Below are 17,358 nucleotides of genomic sequence, written 5' to 3' on the forward strand. Positions count from 1 at the left end.
CTAGTCTTTTTTTGAATGGAGAGAGGTTGTTGTAGAAATAGGATTTAAAAGTTATACTTTAATTGTCCAGTCTGTCACCCAGTAAAGGAGTAGAATAATGAAACGAATTCAGATAATTTATGAGGTGCTAAAAAAACAAGGAATTAAGGGTTTAACCACAAAAGATGTAGCGAGTTTAACGTCATTTAGTCGTAATAACGTAAGTTCTGATTTGAATGAACTTGTGAGAATGGGAAAAGCGCGTAAAGAGATGGGAAAACCAGTATATTATTTTCCAAAGGAAGAAAAGAAAACGCTACCTAAAGAGGTAGGATTCGACTTATTTTTAATTGAAAATCCCTCATTGTCCAAAGCAATTGAGCAAGCTAAAGCGGCTGTTTTATATCCCCCCAATGGCATGAATACCTTACTATTAGGTGAAACTGGAACAGGGAAATCAATGTTTGCTGAAATGTTATTTTCATTTGGAAAAGAAATGAAGCGCTTTACTCAAAATGAGCAGTTAATTAGTTTTAATTGTGCTGACTATAGCCACAACCCTCAAATGCTTTTAGCGCAATTATTTGGCGTGAAAAAAAATGCCTTTACTGGAGCCAATGAAGATCGTAAAGGCTTGATTGAATTAGCAGACCAAGGTGTACTGTTCTTAGATGAAGTCCATCGATTACCACCAGAAGGTCAAGAAATGTTGTTTACTTTTATGGATAAAGGAACGTTTAGAAGACTAGGAGAAACAGAAAACGAACGCAGCTCACAGGTGATGATTGTAGCAGCGACAACTGAAAATCCAACAGCTACTTTATTAGAAACCTTCGTTAGAAGAATGCCCATGGTAATTAAATTGCCAAATCTTAAAAGTCGACAGTTAGAAGAACGATTTGCACTCATTAAGTATTTTATCAATCAAGAATCAGCTAAATTAAAAGAGCCAATTACCGTTTCCGTAAATTCATTAAGAGCTTTTTTAAGTTACGAGTGCAAACATAATATCGGAGAGTTAAAGTCAGATGTGCAATTGGCCTGTGCCAAAGCGTATGCAGAGTACTTATCCAACCACGCAAAAAAGATTCAAATCTCAGCATTGGATTTATCTGAAAAAGTAAACGCTGGATTATTGTTGGAAGTTCAACACCGTAAACTTTGGAATAAAATTATTGGCATTAACCAGCGGTATTTTGAATTTTCAGGAGATGCTACACACTATTTAGAAGAACCGATTGATCAGCAGGATATTTATGAATTGATTGACCATAAAAAAATTGAATTAACGCATTTAGGGATTAGCGGAAAAAAACTAGAAGAGAATTTAAACAAGGAGATTCATCTGTACTTTGAAGAATACATGAATCAAACAAAGAAAAACGCCAATCAACGCTATATTGAAAAATTAGTAGATCAACGTATTATTGCGAGTGTAGAACGAATGATTCAATATGCGGAAAGTCAGTTGGAGACGGTGTTTGGAAATCGTATTTTTTATGGCTTGGCGTTACATCTTGAAAAGGCAGTATCTCGTGTTAAAAAGAATCATTATTACGAAAATCAGCTATTTGAAAATACTGAAAAAAGCTATCCACGAGAATATCAAGTTTCTTGTGACTGTATTCGGTTATTTAATCAAGAGTTTGAAATTGAATTGCCAATCAGCGAAGCCAATTATCTAACCTTGTTCTTTGCATATGGCAATCATACTAAAAAACAAGTTCAAGAAGAAGTACGAGTTTTTGTAGTCACTCATGGTGAATCAACAGCAACATCAATTGTGAATACAGTCAATCAATTATTAGGTGAAGAATACGGGATTGGATTTGACGTGCCGCTATCTGAAAAACCACAAGACTCGCTTCTTCGAATTAAAGCGTATATTCAAACGCATCAAATCAAGGCGCCTATTTTGTTTATGGTGGATATGGGATCGTTAAATACTTTTGGAAATGAGATTAGTAAGACCTTTGGGATAGATACTCAAACGATCCAATTAGTTTCTACGCTACATGTGTTAGAAGCAGTTCGAAAATCCATGTTGGGCTATCCCTTGCAAACAGTCTATAAGGAAACCCTTGCCGTGAATCTTTTGATTGAGGAAGAAATTCAAGAACATAGTAAAAAAAATTCGGTTAAATTTGCCATCGTAACAATTTGTACAACGGGTGAAGGGACGGCGAAAATCTTAAAAAACATACTAAAAACAGAAGTGCGTTTTGACGAAGAAATGCTTGAGGTCATTGCAATCAATTTAATTGACAAGGAAGATATTTATTCAAGACTAGCCAGTTTGTCCCAGACTTATGAAATTATCTGTATAGTGAGTCCTTTTCATTTAGCTTTTCAATACCCTCATTTTGATTTAGTAGAGGTGATTGAAAAATCTAAAATCCAGGAGATTCAGCAATTAGTTGATTTGGCAGAAACCTATGGGAAATTAGGAAAAACACTAGCTGGACAGTTGAAATATGTTGATTCAGAGGAAGTCGTGATAGATGTAAAGAAACTGATCACAGCTCTAACAATTCAATTTTCGATCGAATCAAATTTAAATGTGTTGATTGGATTTGCTTTTCATTTAGCGTGTATGATTGACCGAGAGTTTGGTGGCGAAAAAGGGACAGAATTTTTAGATAAAGAATTTTTCATGAGAAAACATGCAGATGAAATTCAATTAATTCAAGAAGCACTAAGAAGTATTGAATACAAATATCAAATCAAAATCAGTGAAGATGAAGTGTGTTACATGGTTTCATTTTTTATTAATACACATTAAGACACATCCAAAAGCACATGGCTAATAACAAAGCGGTGTGCTTTTTAATGTGTCTTGGCACGTTTTTTGCAATAGTAGTTAGTATCAACCAAAAAAGGGGAGAATAAAGATGGAAATCAAAATAACGCTCGTATGTGCAGGTGGAATGTCTACAAGCATTCTAGTTCAAAAAATGCAAAAAGCAGCAACTGAATTTTATCCTAATGATACGATTCATATCGTGGCTTCAGCAGAAAGCAAGTTTAAAAAATTAGCAGATGAAACGGATATTTTATTGCTAGGCCCGCAAGTAATGTATATGAAGAAGAAAATCGAAGAACAGTACGCAGATAAAGGCTTTCCAATCGTTGTTATTAATAGTGTCGATTACGGCATGATAAATGGTGAAAAAATATTAAATGAAGCAATCCATTTAGTCAGAAAATAAAAAGGAGAGATACGATGAATTTAGAGCAAGCAGTGATGCAGATTATTGTAGGGGCAGGAAATGCAAGAAGTTTAGCAATGGAAGCAATTGACATAGCCCAATCAGGTGACATTCAAAAAGCAAAAGCAAAATTAGAAGAAGCCAATGAAAAATTAAATGAGGCCCATAATGGTCAGACAGCGTTACTTACAAAAGAAGCTAGCGGCGAAGGCGTTGAAATTACACTGCTTTTGATTCACGGGCAAGACCATTTAATGAACGCGATTACGGTTCGTGATTTAGCAGATAAATTTGTTGGGTTATATGACAAGATGAGGGGGAATTAAAAAATGAAATGGGCTAAAATACAAGAAAACATGCAAGTTGTTATGGGGAAGTTCACCAGTAATCGGTACATCCAAGCCCTGTCTGATGGTTTGATGACATTATTTCCATTAATGATTGTTGGCGCGATGTCTTCGTTGTTATATGCACTGCCGATAAAAGGCTATCAAAGCTTCATTACATCAACGGGGATTGCAAAGGCGATTAATATTCCATATGGAATTACAACGGGTCTGATTGCGATTTATGCGGCTTATATGATAGGCTATAAATTAGCAGATTCATTTGATAAAGATGGTGCAATGGGAGGGATTCTGAGTTTAATGGCCTTCTTTGTTGTAACACCGATTACGATTTTTGATGAGAAAATTCAAACATTAAACATGCAGTATTTAGGTTCTCAAGGATTATTTGTTGCCATTATTGTAAGTTTAATTGCAAGTCGTATTTATGTATTAATTTTAGACCAGAAATGGGAAATCAAGCTTCCTGAAAGTGTTCCACCAACCGTTAGCAATTCATTTAACAGTTTGATTCCAGGTATTGTCATTGCAGTTATTTTTGTTGTTATTAGCCAATTGGTGTCGCTGACTGCTTATGGAAATGCACATGATTTGATTATTCAATTGATTCAAGGTCCATTGCAAAAACTAGGCGCGAATTTGCCAGCAGCATTGGTTTTAGTTTTCTTAATGCAATTTTTATGGTTTTTGGGGATTCATGGTTCAATGGCAACAATGGCTATTTTATATGCGGTTTATTATCCCTTAGATTTAGCCAATTTAAACGCGTTTAATGCTGGCTCACCGTTACCGTATATTGTGACAATGTCCTTTATCATGCAACAAAAAGGCGCCCACAATTTAGCCTTTGCCATTTTATTAGCCTTTAAAACCAAAAGTACCCAGTTAAAAACCGTTGGACGTTTAGGGTTGTTACCAGCTGTTTTTGGAATTAGTGAGCCCTTGAAATTTGGTGTTCCAATGATTTTAAATCCATATATTCTAGTTCCGATGATTGGCGCTCCGATGGTGAATATTGTCATTTCTTATTTTGCCATTGCAGCAGGCTGGGTGCCTCGTTTAAACGGCGTTATGGTGCCAACCGGTATGCCTGAGATTGTCAAAGGAATCTTTATGGGGGGCTGGCAGTTGGTTGTGCTAAATGTCGTTTTATTGGTGGTATCCATTCTTATTTATCTACCATTTGTCGGTATGCTAGATACAAATAAAGTAAAAGCAGAGGCAGCTTTTGAAAAAGAGTAATAGGATGTTAGGAGGAATTTTGTGAACTATCCAAAATTAATTGTAAAACGCGAAAATAAAATTTTAACGATTGATTGGTCGAGCTTTAGCAGCGATATTTATCAGTTATGGATTGGTACAGAGCCTAATAATGAAACGAAAGTTTTACAAATAGCTGAAAAGCAAGACTTTATTAAAATCAAAGCAGAATTTCCAATTTATTTTTTTCGAGTATTATTGAAAAATGGAACAGAATTTTTTACGCGGGAAGATTTAGTTGATTTAGAAGGAACTGTTAATTTTCGAGATTACGGAGGGTGGCAGGGATTTGATGGAAAAAATGTTATTTTTGGTAAATTGTATCGGTCAGATGTCTTGTCTCAACTAACTTCGCAAGATCTTGAGTACATTCAAAACCAGTTAGGGATTAAAACCGTGATTGATTACCGTAATGAAATCGAACGAGAGGCAGATCCTGATAAAAAATGGAAAGGAGCTACGTTTTATTCTTTAGACCCTAATGCTGATATGGCAGCAATGGCCTCAAATACATCTGAAAAAAGTGTGGCTACGCATCAAAAGCATTCATTTAAAGAAATGTTGGAAACAGTAGAAGGACGCGAAAACATTAAGAATTTAAAAACTAATATGACGGAACAATATCGTCAATTTGTCTTATCGCCACAGTCGCTAACGGTTTACCGTAAAGTGATTCAACTTCACTTAAAAAAAGAAAATACACCTATTTTACAACATTGTAAAGGTGGAAAAGACCGAACTGGATTTGGTGTTGCTATCCTTTTATTGTTATTGGGTGTCTCTGAAAAAGATGTAGCAACGGATTTCTTCTTAACAGACGAGTATCGCAAAGAACATATCGCCAGTCGAATGGAACTTTATAGAAAATATACAACTGATGAAGAAGTGTTAGATAATTTAAGGGCATTAACATCTTCTGAACCTGAGTATTTAGCGGCCACATTTGAAACGATAAAAGAAACTTATGGAAGTTTTGATCAGTTTGTTCAAGAAGGATTAAACATTTCACAACAAGAAATTGAGACACTAAGATCGTTGTATTTAGTGTAAAACGAAAATGATATGAAATAAACTGCTAAAGTAATTAAAAATTTAGCGGTTTATTTTTTTGTTTCTAAAAAAACAACTACATATATTATGTATGGTGATTCTAAATGGTTTTGTTATTTTATGAAATTAATTTCAAGTATGCGTTTACATTTGTTCAAAAGGGTGCTATATTATTAAATAGAAAACGTTATCTTTAAGAGGTTATCAGCTGATAGAAAAAATACAAAAAGTAGAAAGAAGGATGCTGGATGTTTGATTTTCTAAAAAATGTTCCTGTTCCAAAGAGTGCATTAACCATTTCAGAACAGCGGAAACGTTGGTTTAAAGAATTTATGAAACCGTTTTTTGTAGTGGTGATGATTTATATCACTATGTATTTGATTCGGAATAATTTTAAAGCGGCGCAACCCTTATTAAAAAGCCAGCTAGGGTTTACTACTACTGATTTAGGGTATATTGGGTTCACTTTTTCAATCGTTTATGGATTTGGTAAATTTATCTTAGGCTACATCGTGGATGGAAAGAACACGAAGAAAATTTTATCTGTGCTTTTATTTTTATCTTCTCTAACAGTTTTATGCATGGGTTTTCTATTTACGATGAATCATGTACCACTTGGTTGGATTGTTGTACTTTGGTCATTGAATGGTCTCTTTCAATGTGTTGGTGGACCGAGTTGTGCTTCTGTTATTACGCAATGGACAACTAAGAAAAATCGAGGGCGATATATTGGTTTATGGAATGCATCGCATAATATTGGCGGCGGTTTAGCTGGGATTTTTGCTATCTGGTGTGCGCAAACATTCTTTAAAGGAAGTGTAGCCGGGATGTTTATTTTACCCGCTATTGTAGCAAGTGTAATTGCTGTGCTTACTTTTTTTATTGGAAAAAATCGTCCAGAGGATTTAGGCTGGGCATCTAGCGAAGAAATCTTTGAAGAGCCTGTTGAAGAAGCAAATCAAGAAGCAGAAGATATGACAAAATGGCAAATTTTCAAAAAATACCTTTTAACGAATCCTTGGATTTGGTTATTGTGTGTGTCGAACGTTTTTGTGTACATCGTGAGAATTGGAATTGATAATTGGGCACCATTGTATGTCACGGAACACTTGAACTTTAGCAATGAAGCAGCAGCGAATACGATTTTTTATTTTGAAATGGGTGCGCTAGTAGGCTGCTTAGCTTGGGGGTATATTTCTGATTTCTTAAAGGGGCGTCCAGCATTAGTTGCAACAGTCAGTAGTTTTCTATTACCGATTGGGATTATTGGTTATCAATTTGGGACGACTGAATTGATTATTAATGGGTCATTGTTTATGTTGGGGATGATGATTTTTGGACCACAATTATTGATCAATATCTCAATGCTTGGTTTTGTACCTAAAAAAGCAACGGTTGTTGCAGGTGGATTGCTAGGAGCATTTGCGTATTTGTTTGGTGATTCAATGGCAAAAATTTTACTAGCAAAAATTTCAGATCCAACTCAAGCAGGTGTGAAGCTATTTAATACAGTTCTTCATGGGTGGGGTGATACATTTATTATTTTTTATATCGCTGTTGTGATTATTATTGTATTATTAGGAACGGTTGCATTTGCAGAAGAAAAACGAATTCGACAAGCTAAAATAAAAGTATAAGAAAGGGTGAAGCAGGATGGAAGTGACAAATTTTAGAGATTTAGGTGGGTTAAAAACAGAAGATGGGAAAACAATCAAGTATCGAAAACTTTTACGTTCAGGTGATTTATCAAATTTAAACCATCAAACCGTCAATGAGCTGATGAATGATTACGAATTGGCAACAATTGTTGATTTTAGAAGAGAATTTGAAATTCAACAGTCTCCAGATACAAAAATTCCAAAAACAACTTACATTAATCTTGATATCTTAGGGAAAATGGGTGCTAAAAATTCATCCTTAGAAGATTTTGCTCGATTAAAATCCGTTGATGCAGTAGACAATCATATGAAAGAAGTTTATACAGATTTAATTTTAAACCAAGGGGCACAAGAGGGATTTAAAGAATTTATGGAAATTATTGTTGCGAACAAAACGGGTTCTACCGTATTTCATTGTTTTGCAGGAAAAGACCGTACCGGTTACGCAGCAGCTTTAATTTTAGCTTTGTTAGGGGTCCCAGAAGAGGAAATTCGGAACGATTTTTTACTAACAAACACAGAAAGAAAACAAGCCAATGATCAGTTACTAGATACCTTTAGAGATAAGGGAATGGATGAGGAAGAAATAGCGGCTTTGTCAACAGCTTTGTATGTAAAACCAGCATATTTAGATTATGCTTTTTCCTTAATTAACGATCAGTATGGCACAGTTTTAAATTATGCTGAACAAGCTTTAGACTTCGATAAAGAAAAAGTGAGGCAACTAAGATCACTTTACCTAGAGGCATAAAAAAGTAATACTAATTAGAGTTGCTTTTATTTTTAGTTAACTGTAGCCAAGATTTCAAGGATAGAAATTTCTTTTTGATTTGTTTTATTATTCTTTTTTTGCGATAATTATAAGATAATAAGAAAACAGAAAGTGGGATTTGAGTCGTGGAAAAAGAAAAACAACAGCTGAGCATTGAAGTTGCAAGACTTTACTATCAATCTGATTTTAGCCAACAAGAAATTGCAACGAAACTAAAAATTTCTAGACCGACAGTATCCAGATTGCTCACATATGCAAAAGAAAAAGGTTTTGTGCAAATCAAAGTAACCGATCCTTTTGCTGACCTTGAAACACTAGGGAATAAAATTAAAGAGAAGTACAATTTATTAGAGGCTCATGTTGTTTTTTCACCGACAGCAAAGTATCAAATCATCACAGAATACATCAGTAAGTTTGCTGCTGAATACCTAGAATCCCATGTTAAAAATAGTGATATTTTAGGTGTGAGTTGGGGAACAACAATGTACGAAATTGCTAGAAAAATAACACCACAACAAGTAAAAGGTGTGGAGGTTGTACAATTAAAAGGAAGCATTAGTCATTCGGATGTGAACAATTATGCGAATGAAACCTTGGCGTTATTTGCGGAGGGGTTTCAAACAACAGCACGTAATTTACCACTACCAGTAGTGTTGGATAACGTTGTAGCTAAGGAATTAGTAGAGCAAGATCGCCACATCCATCAAATTATTGAAATGGGAGAAAAAGCAAATATCGCCATGTTTACAGTAGGAACAGTTCGTGACGAAGCGTTGTTATTCCGTCTGGGTTATTTTAATGGTGAAGAAGTCGACTTTCTAAAAGAGCACGCAGTTGGCGATATTTGTTCACGTTTTTTTGATAAAGAAGGCAATATTAGCAATGAAGAAATTAATCAACGGACAATTGGCATAGAATTAGCAGATTTGCGTAAGAAAGAACAGTCTATTTTAGTTGCGGGTGGTGAGCGGAAAGTCGAAGCAATTAATGGTGCATTAGTTGGAAATTATGCAAATGTCTTAATTATTGATCAATTTACGGCTGCAGAATTATTGGCCTATTAAAAAATTTGTTTCACCTACTTTTAGTATATGCAAAACAAAACAATTTACTTTTTAAACGGTCTAAAAAAATAAATTGACTGGTAAGATTGGGGTACTAATCTTACTAGCCAATTTTTTTAATGAAAAAACATAAACAATTACTTTTTTTCCTATCGGGTGATGTAGAAAGTTGAAACATAAAAGAACAAAAAAACATTAATTTAATAATAGGAAGTTTAAATTTTTGAGAGGGTGACATTAAATAAAAAAAGAAAAATGAACATAATTTCAACTTATGTTTTACATATGTTCAGATAAAAGGTATAATAAAAATATAAATCGAACTAGGAGTGATACAAATGAATGTAGCAAAAATGATTGATCACACACTTTTAAAACCAGAAGCAACAAAAGAAGCGGTTTTAAAAATAATTGAAGAAGCAAAAGAATACAAATTTGCATCCGTATGTTTAAATCCATATTGGGTAGCACTTGCAAGTAAAGAGTTAGCCGGTACAGGTGTTGATATTTGTACAGTTATCGGTTTTCCATTAGGCGCAAATACTTCTGCAACAAAAGCGTTCGAAACAGAAGATGCCATTAAAAATGGTGCAACTGAAGTTGATATGGTAATTAACGTAGGCGCTTTAAAATCAGGGGACGAAGCAACCGTATTAAAGGATATTAAAGCCGTTGTTAATGCAGCTAACGGAAAAGCTTTAGTGAAAGTTATTCTTGAAACATGCTTGCTAACAGACGAAGAAAAAGTCCGTGCTTCTGAATTATCTGTTGAAGCAGGAGCCGATTTTGTTAAAACATCGACTGGTTTTTCAACCGGTGGCGCGACAGCAGCAGATATCGCTTTGATGCGTAAAACCGTTGGACCAACTATTGGAGTGAAAGCATCAGGCGGAATTCGCACAACAGAAGATGTAGAGGCTATGATTAAAGCTGGAGCTTCAAGAATTGGCGCAAGTGCAAGTGTTGCCATCGTAACAAATGACAAACAAGCTAAAACAGACGGTTACTAAAAATGAATGGATAGAAAGATAGGGAGGGTTAAGCTACCTATCTTTCTATCAACAATAAAAAGTAACCGTATTCAATATGCTGTACAAATAACTTTAGTCCTCTAATTAGGACAATAAAAGAAGAATGGAATGGTGAAGAATATGAGAATGGTAGACGTTATTGAGAAAAAAAGAGATGGCAAAGAATTAACAACTGAAGAAATTCAATTTTTTATTAATGGATATACAGACGGTTCGATTCCTGATTATCAAGCAAGTGCATTAGCAATGGCGATTTATTTCCAAGATATGACCGATCGTGAACGCGCTGATTTAACAATGGCGATGGTAAATTCTGGCGAAACCATTGATTTATCTGCAATCGAAGGCATTAAAGTAGACAAACATTCAACAGGTGGCGTGGGTGACACGACAACCCTTGTTTTAGCTCCTTTAGTGGCGGCTTTAGATATTCCAGTAGCTAAGATGTCAGGACGTGGTCTAGGGCATACAGGTGGAACGATTGATAAATTAGAAGCGGTTGAAGGATTCCACGTAGAAATTACAAAGGATCAATTTATTGATTTAGTCAACCGTGATAAAGTAGCGGTGATTGGTCAAACGGGGAATTTAACACCAGCAGATAAAAAAATCTACGCATTACGTGATGTAACAGGAACGGTTAACTCTATTCCACTAATAGCAAGTTCAATTATGAGTAAAAAAATTGCAGCTGGCGCGGATGCGATCGTTTTAGATGTAAAAACTGGAGCAGGCGCCTTCATGAAAACACAAGAAGATGCAGAAAACCTAGCCCATGCAATGGTACGTATTGGAAATAATGTTAACCGCCAAACAATGGCCGTTATTTCAGATATGTCACAACCACTAGGATTCGCCATCGGAAATTCACTAGAAGTAAAAGAAGCGATTGATACCTTAAAAGGTGAAGGTCCAGAAGATTTAACTGAATTAGTATTAATTTTAGGCAGCCAAATGGTCGTTTTAGCTAAAAAAGCTAAAGATCTTGAAGAAGCACGCAAAATGCTGATTGAAGTGATGGAAAATGGCAAAGCCTTAGAAAAATTCAAAGAATTCCTAAACAATCAAGGTGGCGATGGATCAGTTGTAGACAATCCAGAAAAATTACCACAAGCAAAATATTTAATCGAAGTTCCAGCAAAAGAATCCGGCGTTGTATCGAATATGGTAGCCGATGAAATTGGAATTGCAGCAATGCTATTAGGGGCAGGACGTGCAACGAAAGAAGATGAGATTGATTTAGCTGTAGGATTAATGCTACGTAAAAAAGTAGGAGATGCTGTTGAAAAAGGGGAGTCATTAGTAACCATTTATGCAAACCGTGAAGACGTGGAAAATGTAAAAGAAAAAATCTATGACAATATTACGATTGCAGATTACGCAACAGAACCAAAACTAGTTCATAGTGTAATTGTAGACTAAATAAAAAAGTTGAAAACTATTCTAACCAGAATGGATTTCAACTTTTTTTTATTAAAATAGAAAATGATTACGTTTCAATTTTTTGTTTTTCAAAGTCGTGAAGTGTTTCAATTAAATTGGCCCAATCATTTTCTAGGGGCAAACTATTCCAGAAAAAAGTAGGAGTCGTCTGATTATTAAGATAGAAATCAGAAACAATTAAATCAACATTTTCTTCCATTTGCTCTGTCACAATTAATTGAAAAGGAAGATTGTTGAGTTTTTGAAGCAGGGAACGCTTTTGTAAATTATCTAACTTTGTAACGACTAACATTTTAATTTGCGGCTGATAATGTTCGGCAGCTAATTGAGTCTCTATTAATTTCATAACACTGTTTTGAAAGTAGTTAGACTGATTTCCGAAACACTTAATTTTAGTGAAAAGTTGAGTTAATTCAGCTTCATAACGATAAGTAAAAGTAGATGAATGAGATGAATTTTCTAGAAAGTGAATATATGAATCTCCTAAGTGAGTAGCTGAATACATCAAGTAAAGAAGTTCTTCTTTAAAAAGTTGAGATAGTTGAATTGTTGGAAAAACAACTTTAATATCTTCTAAAAATTGAGTCGTTTTTTGAATCAAGGGTTCATCTTGAATGTGTAGAAGAGAATCTGTTGGTATTTTCAAGATGTTTTGGATAATAAAAAATAAGAAATGGCATTCATTCGTTTTAGTTGGAATTTTAAATTTGTTGAGAAAATTTAAGATCAAAGGCTGAAGCACTGAAAAAAGCGGATGATGTTCCGCAACATTTTGATAAAGTGTTTCTCGATAATCAATGAAATCATTTAAGCGATACCTAGTTTCACAAATAGCAAACCAATAACGAAGCTTCTCTTTTTGAATCACTGAAAAGGTTTGATAAGTTAATCGTTCTAATTGGTGAATGAATGAGTCGTATTTTTGATCCGAAACGAGACGAAATGGCCAAGCAATGCCATTGCAAGTGTGGAAATAATAATAGAAAGCGAAAAAACGAATTCGCACTTCAGAACCGTTCAACTTTAAAGGTGAAAGATTGTAAGATATTTTGAAAGGCTTCAACAATTGATTCATTAAGCGAATATGACGGTAAAGGTAGCTGTAACTAACAAACTGTTTTTTTGCATAGGAATCAATGGTCTCATTTTGGTAGTGAAAATTGTACGAGAAAAAAGAAAAAAAGAGTGTTTCTTTTTCAATTTCGTAATACAGCGTGTCCATTGAAAATGAATTTTTTTTTGATAAAAAGTAGCCTTCCTTTGTTTTAACTAGTCGGATGTGTTGTTTATATTCAGCTAAATAGGGTTCTAGTTCGATTAAATAGCTTAGCAACGTTTTTCCGCTAATAGCTAGTTTTTTACTTAAAACACTTGCTGAACAAGGTGCATTTTGGGAAATTAATAATTTTAAAATTTCAATTTTTCGATAGGCAATTTTATCTAAGTTCGCAAGGTTAGGTAGCATTTATTTTTTTGTCCTTTCGTGATTCAAGAGTTTTCTTATTTCTAGAAATACCTTCTTTTTTTAAATGATTGTAAATAGTCGCATTCGAAACATGGCAAATTTTAGCAATTTTAGCAACAGATAGATCTGAAGTGTGGTAAAGGTGAAGTGCTTTTTCAAGTTCTTTAGTTCGAGGTGGGCGACCTAATTGTTTCCCGTTTAACTTAGCAGCATCCAAACCAGCCAAAACACGTTCTCGAATCAAGTCCGCTTCCATTTCTGCAAAGGCGCTCATAATAGTGAAGAAAAAACGTCCCATTGGAGTAGAAGTATCAATATTGTTTTGAATACTGATAAAATTAATATTATTTTTATCAAATTCTTCTAATAAATTCAGTAATTGTTTTGTTCCTCTGGCAAGTCGATCTAATTTGAAAATCACAAAAGTATCGCCTGACTTTAAGGAAGCTAAGGCTTTGTTTAATTCTGCACGTGCAATCTTTCGTCCGCTTTCGTATTCTTTGTAAATTTTATCAACACCATATGCTTCAAGAGCTTTTTGTTGGGAATCAAATTTTTGTTGATGTGTACTTACCCGCATGTAACCAATTATTGCCATCTGTGTGGCCCCTTTCATAATAAACCTAAAATGCTACGTATAATGATTCTTGTATTTTATCTATGAAACTAGTTTGTTGAAAGTTGATGAAAAAAATGATGTGTAGTTTGTTCTTTTTTTGTTATTAAATAAAGAGGTCTTTTTTACTATTGACTTTGATATATATCTATAATAAACTTATGATTTTTTGACCAATAAAATAACTGGATATATAAAATTTTTTATTTTTTTAAAACGTCTATATGAAAGGATTTCTTATTTTTTTGGAAATCTTTTTTTTCGTTTTACTTGATTTTCTAATTATCATATGTTTTTTAGACTAGTAATTACCTATTAGATATGTAATTATTTTTGCATTAAAAATAACAATGAAAATAAAATTCGGTTAGCGGAGGAAAAGAAAGAATGAATGAAGATTATTGGGAAGACGTTACGGTGTACAATGTTAGTTTTCGTGCAACAGATGACCGCTTAATTAATAAAGTGTTGGTTTTTCCAACGTCATATACTGAATTAGCAGTTAAAGAATCAATTGAAAAAAATTTTTTTAAATTAAAAAAGATTGAACGTATTGAAGAATTTCAAGAGGCGTTACTGATTTCTCTGTAAACGCGTGGATTAAGAGTGATTGAAGGGGGGTGAAATGAGACTAGTCTGATTACTGAAAATAAATCAAAAAAATTAAGACTAGGAACTCATTAAGAAAATCAAAAAGAAAGGAGAAAACAAATGAAAAGAATTATAAACCTATTTGTTGTTACTCTCTTACTTTCTTTTAGTTTTATAGTGCAAAGTGAAGCAAAGGCGGAAAGCTCAACGGAATCAGAGGTAGGAATTACCTTTGAAGGAGAAGAATACGAGCCTCCAATTTTTCCTCTACCTAATGATGATTCAGACATTAGCATTCCATTATTAGACCCACCTATTCAAGGGCAGTTACCACAAACAAGTGAATCTGTTAATCGTGGCTCTTTGTTAGTAGGGTTATTTTTAGTGTTGACTGCTTATTATTTAACAATCACAAAAAGAGATGTTAATGAATCAAAATCAAGCATATAAAACTATATCCGATTTAGATAGAAAGGTGGAAGGAAATGAAAGTAGTCATCAAAAAAAGTTTGTTGGGAATAGCAGCAATATTAGGTTTGAGCATGTTAGTGCCTCATGCGTTAGCCGCTGAAACAAGTAGTCAAGCCGATTCAGATGTGGATCTTACGTACATTAAAAACGACGAAACGACAAAACCAATTGATCCGTCAGAACCAAAAGATGAAATTGAAGATAAACCAGGTACAGGAGAAAAAGGTCCGTTAAGCATCGATTATGCCTCTTCAATTTCCTTTGCGAAACAAAAAGTCTCAGGAGCAGAAAGAATTTATTACGCACTTCCAGACTTTGTAACAGTCAAGGCAACGGGAGTTGAAAAAGAAGTACCAAACTATGTCCAAATAACCGATAATCGTGGAACAGCTTCAGGTTGGACGCTTCAAGTGAAACAGCAAAATGCATTAAGATCTGCATCAGGTTCCGAATTAAAGGGCGCATTTCTTACCTTAAACAATGCATATGCTAGTTCTAAAAATGGTCAAGTAAGTGATGCATCGAAACCAAGCACACGCTCAAACGTTGACCTTGTTGTAACCAATACAGGTGAAGGTGAATTCTCGACACTTATGTCTGCTAAAGGGGAAAAGGAAAATCAAGTTGGCCAAGGAATAGGAACATGGACAGCTGGATTTTTAAAAAATGCAGATCAAACTGAAGGGGTTCAAGTAACCGTTCCTGCAAACCTTAAGATCAATCAAGAAAAATATACAACAACGCTTGTCTGGTTATTAAGCGATACGCCAGGCAACTAAAAAGGTAGAATTACTCAGATTCAAGGGGGAAAGAAAATGAAATTAACAAAGATTAGTTTAATGGGGTTAGTTGTTTCATCTAGTTTTGCGCTAACGGTTCCTGCATTTGCAGAATCAACACTTAAACCTAATGAAGCTGCAACAGACCAATCACAAGCAGATATCTTCTTTAAACAAAAACCAGTTGATCCTGACAATCCAAATAACAGTGGACCACTTATGATTAAACGGATTTCTGCCATTGATTTTGGGGAACAACTAATCTCCGGGAATGACACCACATATTATGCAAATTATCGTGATTTAGATAAAGAATATGATGTTGATGGAAATGTCATTGGAGAAAACATGCCTGCTTACGTGCAAGTAGAAGACAATCGTGGAACCAATAAAGGGTGGCAACTATTTATTAAAAATGATGGGTTTAAAACAAATAACGCCGCTAAAACAGAGTTAAAAGCCGCTGATTTAACATTCAATGTTACTTCTGTTAAAGGAGCAACTGTTTCAAATAATCAACCAAGTACATTGCCTGATCAATTTCTTAAAGAAAATGGCGTGACGTTAACAAATGAGTATCAATCACTGGTAACGGCAACGGATGGTAGAGGAATGGGAACGGTTGATTTATTGATGGGTGAAAAAAATACAAATGGAGCGGTGAGAAACCAATCTGTTTCGTTATTTGTACCAGGTTCATCAACTAAAATTAAAGATGCCAAATATACAACAACGGTCACATGGTTATTAATGAATGATCCAGTAACAGCACCAACAAAATAAACTACTAAGTCAGAGTACTTAAGTAAGAAAGAAGTGAAAAGATGAACTTAAAAAAATTAGTATTGGTTGGAATTTTAAGCTCTAGTATTTTAGGAAGCTCCGTTGCATTTGCAGATGAAGCTAATCGTGAGGGGAACATTCCGTCAAAAGATACCTCAGAATTAAAAGAAAAAGAAGCAGCTAAAGCAAAATCAGAAGGTGAGATTCGCTTTAAATGGGAAGAAACAGATCCAGATAATCCTAATAATAGTGGACCATTAAGCATTAATCGTATTTCCCACATTGATTTTGGGGAACAATTTATTTCTGGAGACGACAAAGTCTATCATGCGCTTTACCGTGCACAAGATGTTTCTTATGACAAAGATGGAGTGGTTGAAGCAGGCAAACATTTGCCTTCATACATTCAAGTTAAAGACAATCGTGCAACCAACGCAGGTTGGGGACTGTTTGTTAAAAGTAACGGATTTCATGAAGTTGACGGAAAAACCAACTCAGCAGGGACGTCAGAACTAACAGGAGCTATTTTAAGCCTAAGCGCAACAAAATCAATTGCAAAATCAGCTGGGAATATTGTTCCTACAGGATTGAATAAAAAGGTTGAACTAGGCAATGAGGGTGAATACCATCAACTAGTAAACGCCGCTAAAGGTGAAGGTATGGGACTAACGGACAATATGTTAGGTGACGAACTACCCGCACCACCAGCAGGTGAAAAAAATACAGCAATTACACTATCTGTACCAGGTAATACTGCTAAAGTAAAAGATGGTAAATATACGACTGAATTAACATGGCTGCTGATGAGTGAACCTTCTGCAGACGAAATGAAAAGGTAGG

17 protein-coding genes are annotated in these 17,358 nt (G+C 34.7%); 15 read left to right on the forward strand and 2 right to left on the reverse strand.

Annotated elements, in window-relative coordinates:
- Positions 1 to 97 precede the first annotated feature (97 nt).
- From CDIMF43_RS01995 to CDIMF43_RS02040, 10 genes are all read left to right on the forward strand, one after another.
- A complete protein-coding gene (locus CDIMF43_RS01995) occupies positions 98 to 2,761 on the forward strand; it encodes a sigma 54-interacting transcriptional regulator (protein ID WP_109841052.1) in 2,664 nt (887 codons plus the stop codon).
- A gap of 109 nt (positions 2,762 to 2,870) precedes the next feature.
- Entirely contained in the window at positions 2,871 to 3,188 is a 318-nt protein-coding gene (locus tag CDIMF43_RS02000) for a PTS sugar transporter subunit IIB (protein ID WP_074401276.1), read from the forward strand.
- Between the two features lie 14 nt (positions 3,189 to 3,202).
- Entirely contained in the window at positions 3,203 to 3,514 is a 312-nt protein-coding gene (locus tag CDIMF43_RS02005) for a PTS lactose/cellobiose transporter subunit IIA (RefSeq protein WP_074401277.1), read from the forward strand.
- A 3-nt stretch (positions 3,515 to 3,517) separates the two neighbouring features.
- Positions 3,518 to 4,777 (forward strand): PTS sugar transporter subunit IIC, encoded by a 1,260-nt coding sequence (locus CDIMF43_RS02010; protein WP_074401278.1) that lies wholly within the window; start codon positions 3,518 to 3,520, stop codon positions 4,775 to 4,777.
- 21 nt (positions 4,778 to 4,798) lie between these two features.
- Positions 4,799 to 5,845 carry a tyrosine-protein phosphatase gene (locus tag CDIMF43_RS02015; protein ID WP_109841053.1) on the forward strand — a complete coding sequence of 349 codons (1,047 nt, stop codon included), beginning with the start codon at positions 4,799 to 4,801 and terminating at the stop codon, positions 5,843 to 5,845.
- Between the two features lie 248 nt (positions 5,846 to 6,093).
- Positions 6,094 to 7,482 carry a hexose-6-phosphate:phosphate antiporter gene (gene uhpT / locus CDIMF43_RS02020; protein ID WP_109841054.1) on the forward strand — a complete coding sequence of 463 codons (1,389 nt, stop codon included), beginning with the start codon at positions 6,094 to 6,096 and terminating at the stop codon, positions 7,480 to 7,482.
- Positions 7,483 to 7,498: 16 nt separating this feature from the next.
- Entirely contained in the window at positions 7,499 to 8,254 is a 756-nt protein-coding gene (locus tag CDIMF43_RS02025) for a tyrosine-protein phosphatase (RefSeq protein WP_109841055.1), read from the forward strand.
- Positions 8,255 to 8,400: 146 nt separating this feature from the next.
- Entirely contained in the window at positions 8,401 to 9,339 is a 939-nt protein-coding gene (locus CDIMF43_RS02030) for a sugar-binding transcriptional regulator (RefSeq protein ID WP_074401282.1), read from the forward strand.
- A 338-nt stretch (positions 9,340 to 9,677) separates the two neighbouring features.
- Positions 9,678 to 10,349: a deoxyribose-phosphate aldolase gene (deoC, locus tag CDIMF43_RS02035; RefSeq protein WP_109841056.1), complete on the forward strand. Its 672-nt coding sequence runs from the start codon at positions 9,678 to 9,680 to the stop codon at positions 10,347 to 10,349.
- A gap of 141 nt (positions 10,350 to 10,490) precedes the next feature.
- Entirely contained in the window at positions 10,491 to 11,792 is a 1,302-nt protein-coding gene (locus CDIMF43_RS02040; protein ID WP_109842317.1) for a pyrimidine-nucleoside phosphorylase, read from the forward strand.
- 67 nt (positions 11,793 to 11,859) lie between these two features.
- On the opposite strand, the gene CDIMF43_RS02045 is transcribed toward CDIMF43_RS02040, so the two are convergent.
- Both CDIMF43_RS02045 and CDIMF43_RS02050 read right to left on the reverse strand, forming a co-directional pair.
- On the reverse strand, positions 11,860 to 13,278 hold the full coding sequence (locus CDIMF43_RS02045; RefSeq protein ID WP_109841057.1) for a helix-turn-helix domain-containing protein: 1,419 nt from the start codon (positions 13,276 to 13,278) through the stop codon (positions 11,860 to 11,862).
- Positions 13,268 to 13,876, reverse strand: coding sequence for a recombinase family protein (locus CDIMF43_RS02050; protein WP_074401285.1), 609 nt, complete (start codon positions 13,874 to 13,876; stop codon positions 13,268 to 13,270). Before CDIMF43_RS02050 ends, CDIMF43_RS02045 begins: the two co-directional genes overlap by 11 nt.
- Before the next feature lie 405 nt (positions 13,877 to 14,281).
- Here CDIMF43_RS02050 and CDIMF43_RS02055 point away from each other — a divergent pair, with 405 nt between their 5' ends.
- The 5 genes from CDIMF43_RS02055 to CDIMF43_RS02075 all read left to right on the forward strand — a co-directional run bounded on the left by CDIMF43_RS02055 (position 14,282) and on the right by CDIMF43_RS02075 (position 17,357).
- Positions 14,282 to 14,485 (forward strand): hypothetical protein, encoded by a 204-nt coding sequence (locus CDIMF43_RS02055; RefSeq protein ID WP_074401286.1) that lies wholly within the window; start codon positions 14,282 to 14,284, stop codon positions 14,483 to 14,485.
- A gap of 120 nt (positions 14,486 to 14,605) precedes the next feature.
- A complete protein-coding gene (locus CDIMF43_RS02060) occupies positions 14,606 to 14,935 on the forward strand; it encodes an LPXTG cell wall anchor domain-containing protein (protein WP_074401287.1) in 330 nt (109 codons plus the stop codon).
- Between the two features lie 35 nt (positions 14,936 to 14,970).
- Positions 14,971 to 15,735, forward strand: a complete 765-nt coding sequence (locus CDIMF43_RS02065) for a WxL domain-containing protein (protein ID WP_109841058.1) — start codon at positions 14,971 to 14,973, stop codon at positions 15,733 to 15,735.
- Between the two features lie 36 nt (positions 15,736 to 15,771).
- Positions 15,772 to 16,518 carry a WxL domain-containing protein gene (locus tag CDIMF43_RS02070; protein WP_074401289.1) on the forward strand — a complete coding sequence of 249 codons (747 nt, stop codon included), beginning with the start codon at positions 15,772 to 15,774 and terminating at the stop codon, positions 16,516 to 16,518.
- A 41-nt stretch (positions 16,519 to 16,559) separates the two neighbouring features.
- Complete coding sequence (locus CDIMF43_RS02075; protein WP_109841059.1) at positions 16,560 to 17,357, forward strand: WxL domain-containing protein; 798 nt, start codon at positions 16,560 to 16,562, stop codon at positions 17,355 to 17,357.
- Position 17,358: the final 1 nt, after the last annotated feature.

The organism is Carnobacterium divergens (assembly GCF_900258435.1).
GTDB classification, from domain to species: Bacteria; Bacillota; Bacilli; order Lactobacillales; family Carnobacteriaceae; genus Carnobacterium; species Carnobacterium divergens_A.

What these genes read in the sequence shown, in the direction of transcription:
- CDIMF43_RS02040 (WP_109842317.1), top strand. Translation starts at nt 10,491, where the DNA reads ATGAGAATGGTAGACGTTATTGAGAAAAAAAGAGATGGCAAAGAATTA.
- CDIMF43_RS02075 (WP_109841059.1), top strand. Translation starts at nt 16,560, where the DNA reads ATGAACTTAAAAAAATTAGTATTGGTTGGAATTTTAAGCTCTAGTATT.
- uhpT (WP_109841054.1), top strand. Translation starts at nt 6,094, where the DNA reads ATGTTTGATTTTCTAAAAAATGTTCCTGTTCCAAAGAGTGCATTAACC.
- CDIMF43_RS02005 (WP_074401277.1), top strand. Translation starts at nt 3,203, where the DNA reads ATGAATTTAGAGCAAGCAGTGATGCAGATTATTGTAGGGGCAGGAAAT.
- CDIMF43_RS01995 (WP_109841052.1), top strand. Translation starts at nt 98, where the DNA reads ATGAAACGAATTCAGATAATTTATGAGGTGCTAAAAAAACAAGGAATT.
- CDIMF43_RS02055 (WP_074401286.1), top strand. Translation starts at nt 14,282, where the DNA reads ATGAATGAAGATTATTGGGAAGACGTTACGGTGTACAATGTTAGTTTT.
- CDIMF43_RS02025 (WP_109841055.1), top strand. Translation starts at nt 7,499, where the DNA reads ATGGAAGTGACAAATTTTAGAGATTTAGGTGGGTTAAAAACAGAAGAT.
- CDIMF43_RS02000 (WP_074401276.1), top strand. Translation starts at nt 2,871, where the DNA reads ATGGAAATCAAAATAACGCTCGTATGTGCAGGTGGAATGTCTACAAGC.
- CDIMF43_RS02070 (WP_074401289.1), top strand. Translation starts at nt 15,772, where the DNA reads ATGAAATTAACAAAGATTAGTTTAATGGGGTTAGTTGTTTCATCTAGT.
- CDIMF43_RS02065 (WP_109841058.1), top strand. Translation starts at nt 14,971, where the DNA reads ATGAAAGTAGTCATCAAAAAAAGTTTGTTGGGAATAGCAGCAATATTA.
- CDIMF43_RS02045 (WP_109841057.1), bottom strand. Translation starts at nt 13,278, where the DNA reads ATGCTACCTAACCTTGCGAACTTAGATAAAATTGCCTATCGAAAAATT.
- CDIMF43_RS02060 (WP_074401287.1), top strand. Translation starts at nt 14,606, where the DNA reads ATGAAAAGAATTATAAACCTATTTGTTGTTACTCTCTTACTTTCTTTT.
- CDIMF43_RS02050 (WP_074401285.1), bottom strand. Translation starts at nt 13,876, where the DNA reads ATGGCAATAATTGGTTACATGCGGGTAAGTACACATCAACAAAAATTT.
- deoC (WP_109841056.1), top strand. Translation starts at nt 9,678, where the DNA reads ATGAATGTAGCAAAAATGATTGATCACACACTTTTAAAACCAGAAGCA.
- CDIMF43_RS02010 (WP_074401278.1), top strand. Translation starts at nt 3,518, where the DNA reads ATGAAATGGGCTAAAATACAAGAAAACATGCAAGTTGTTATGGGGAAG.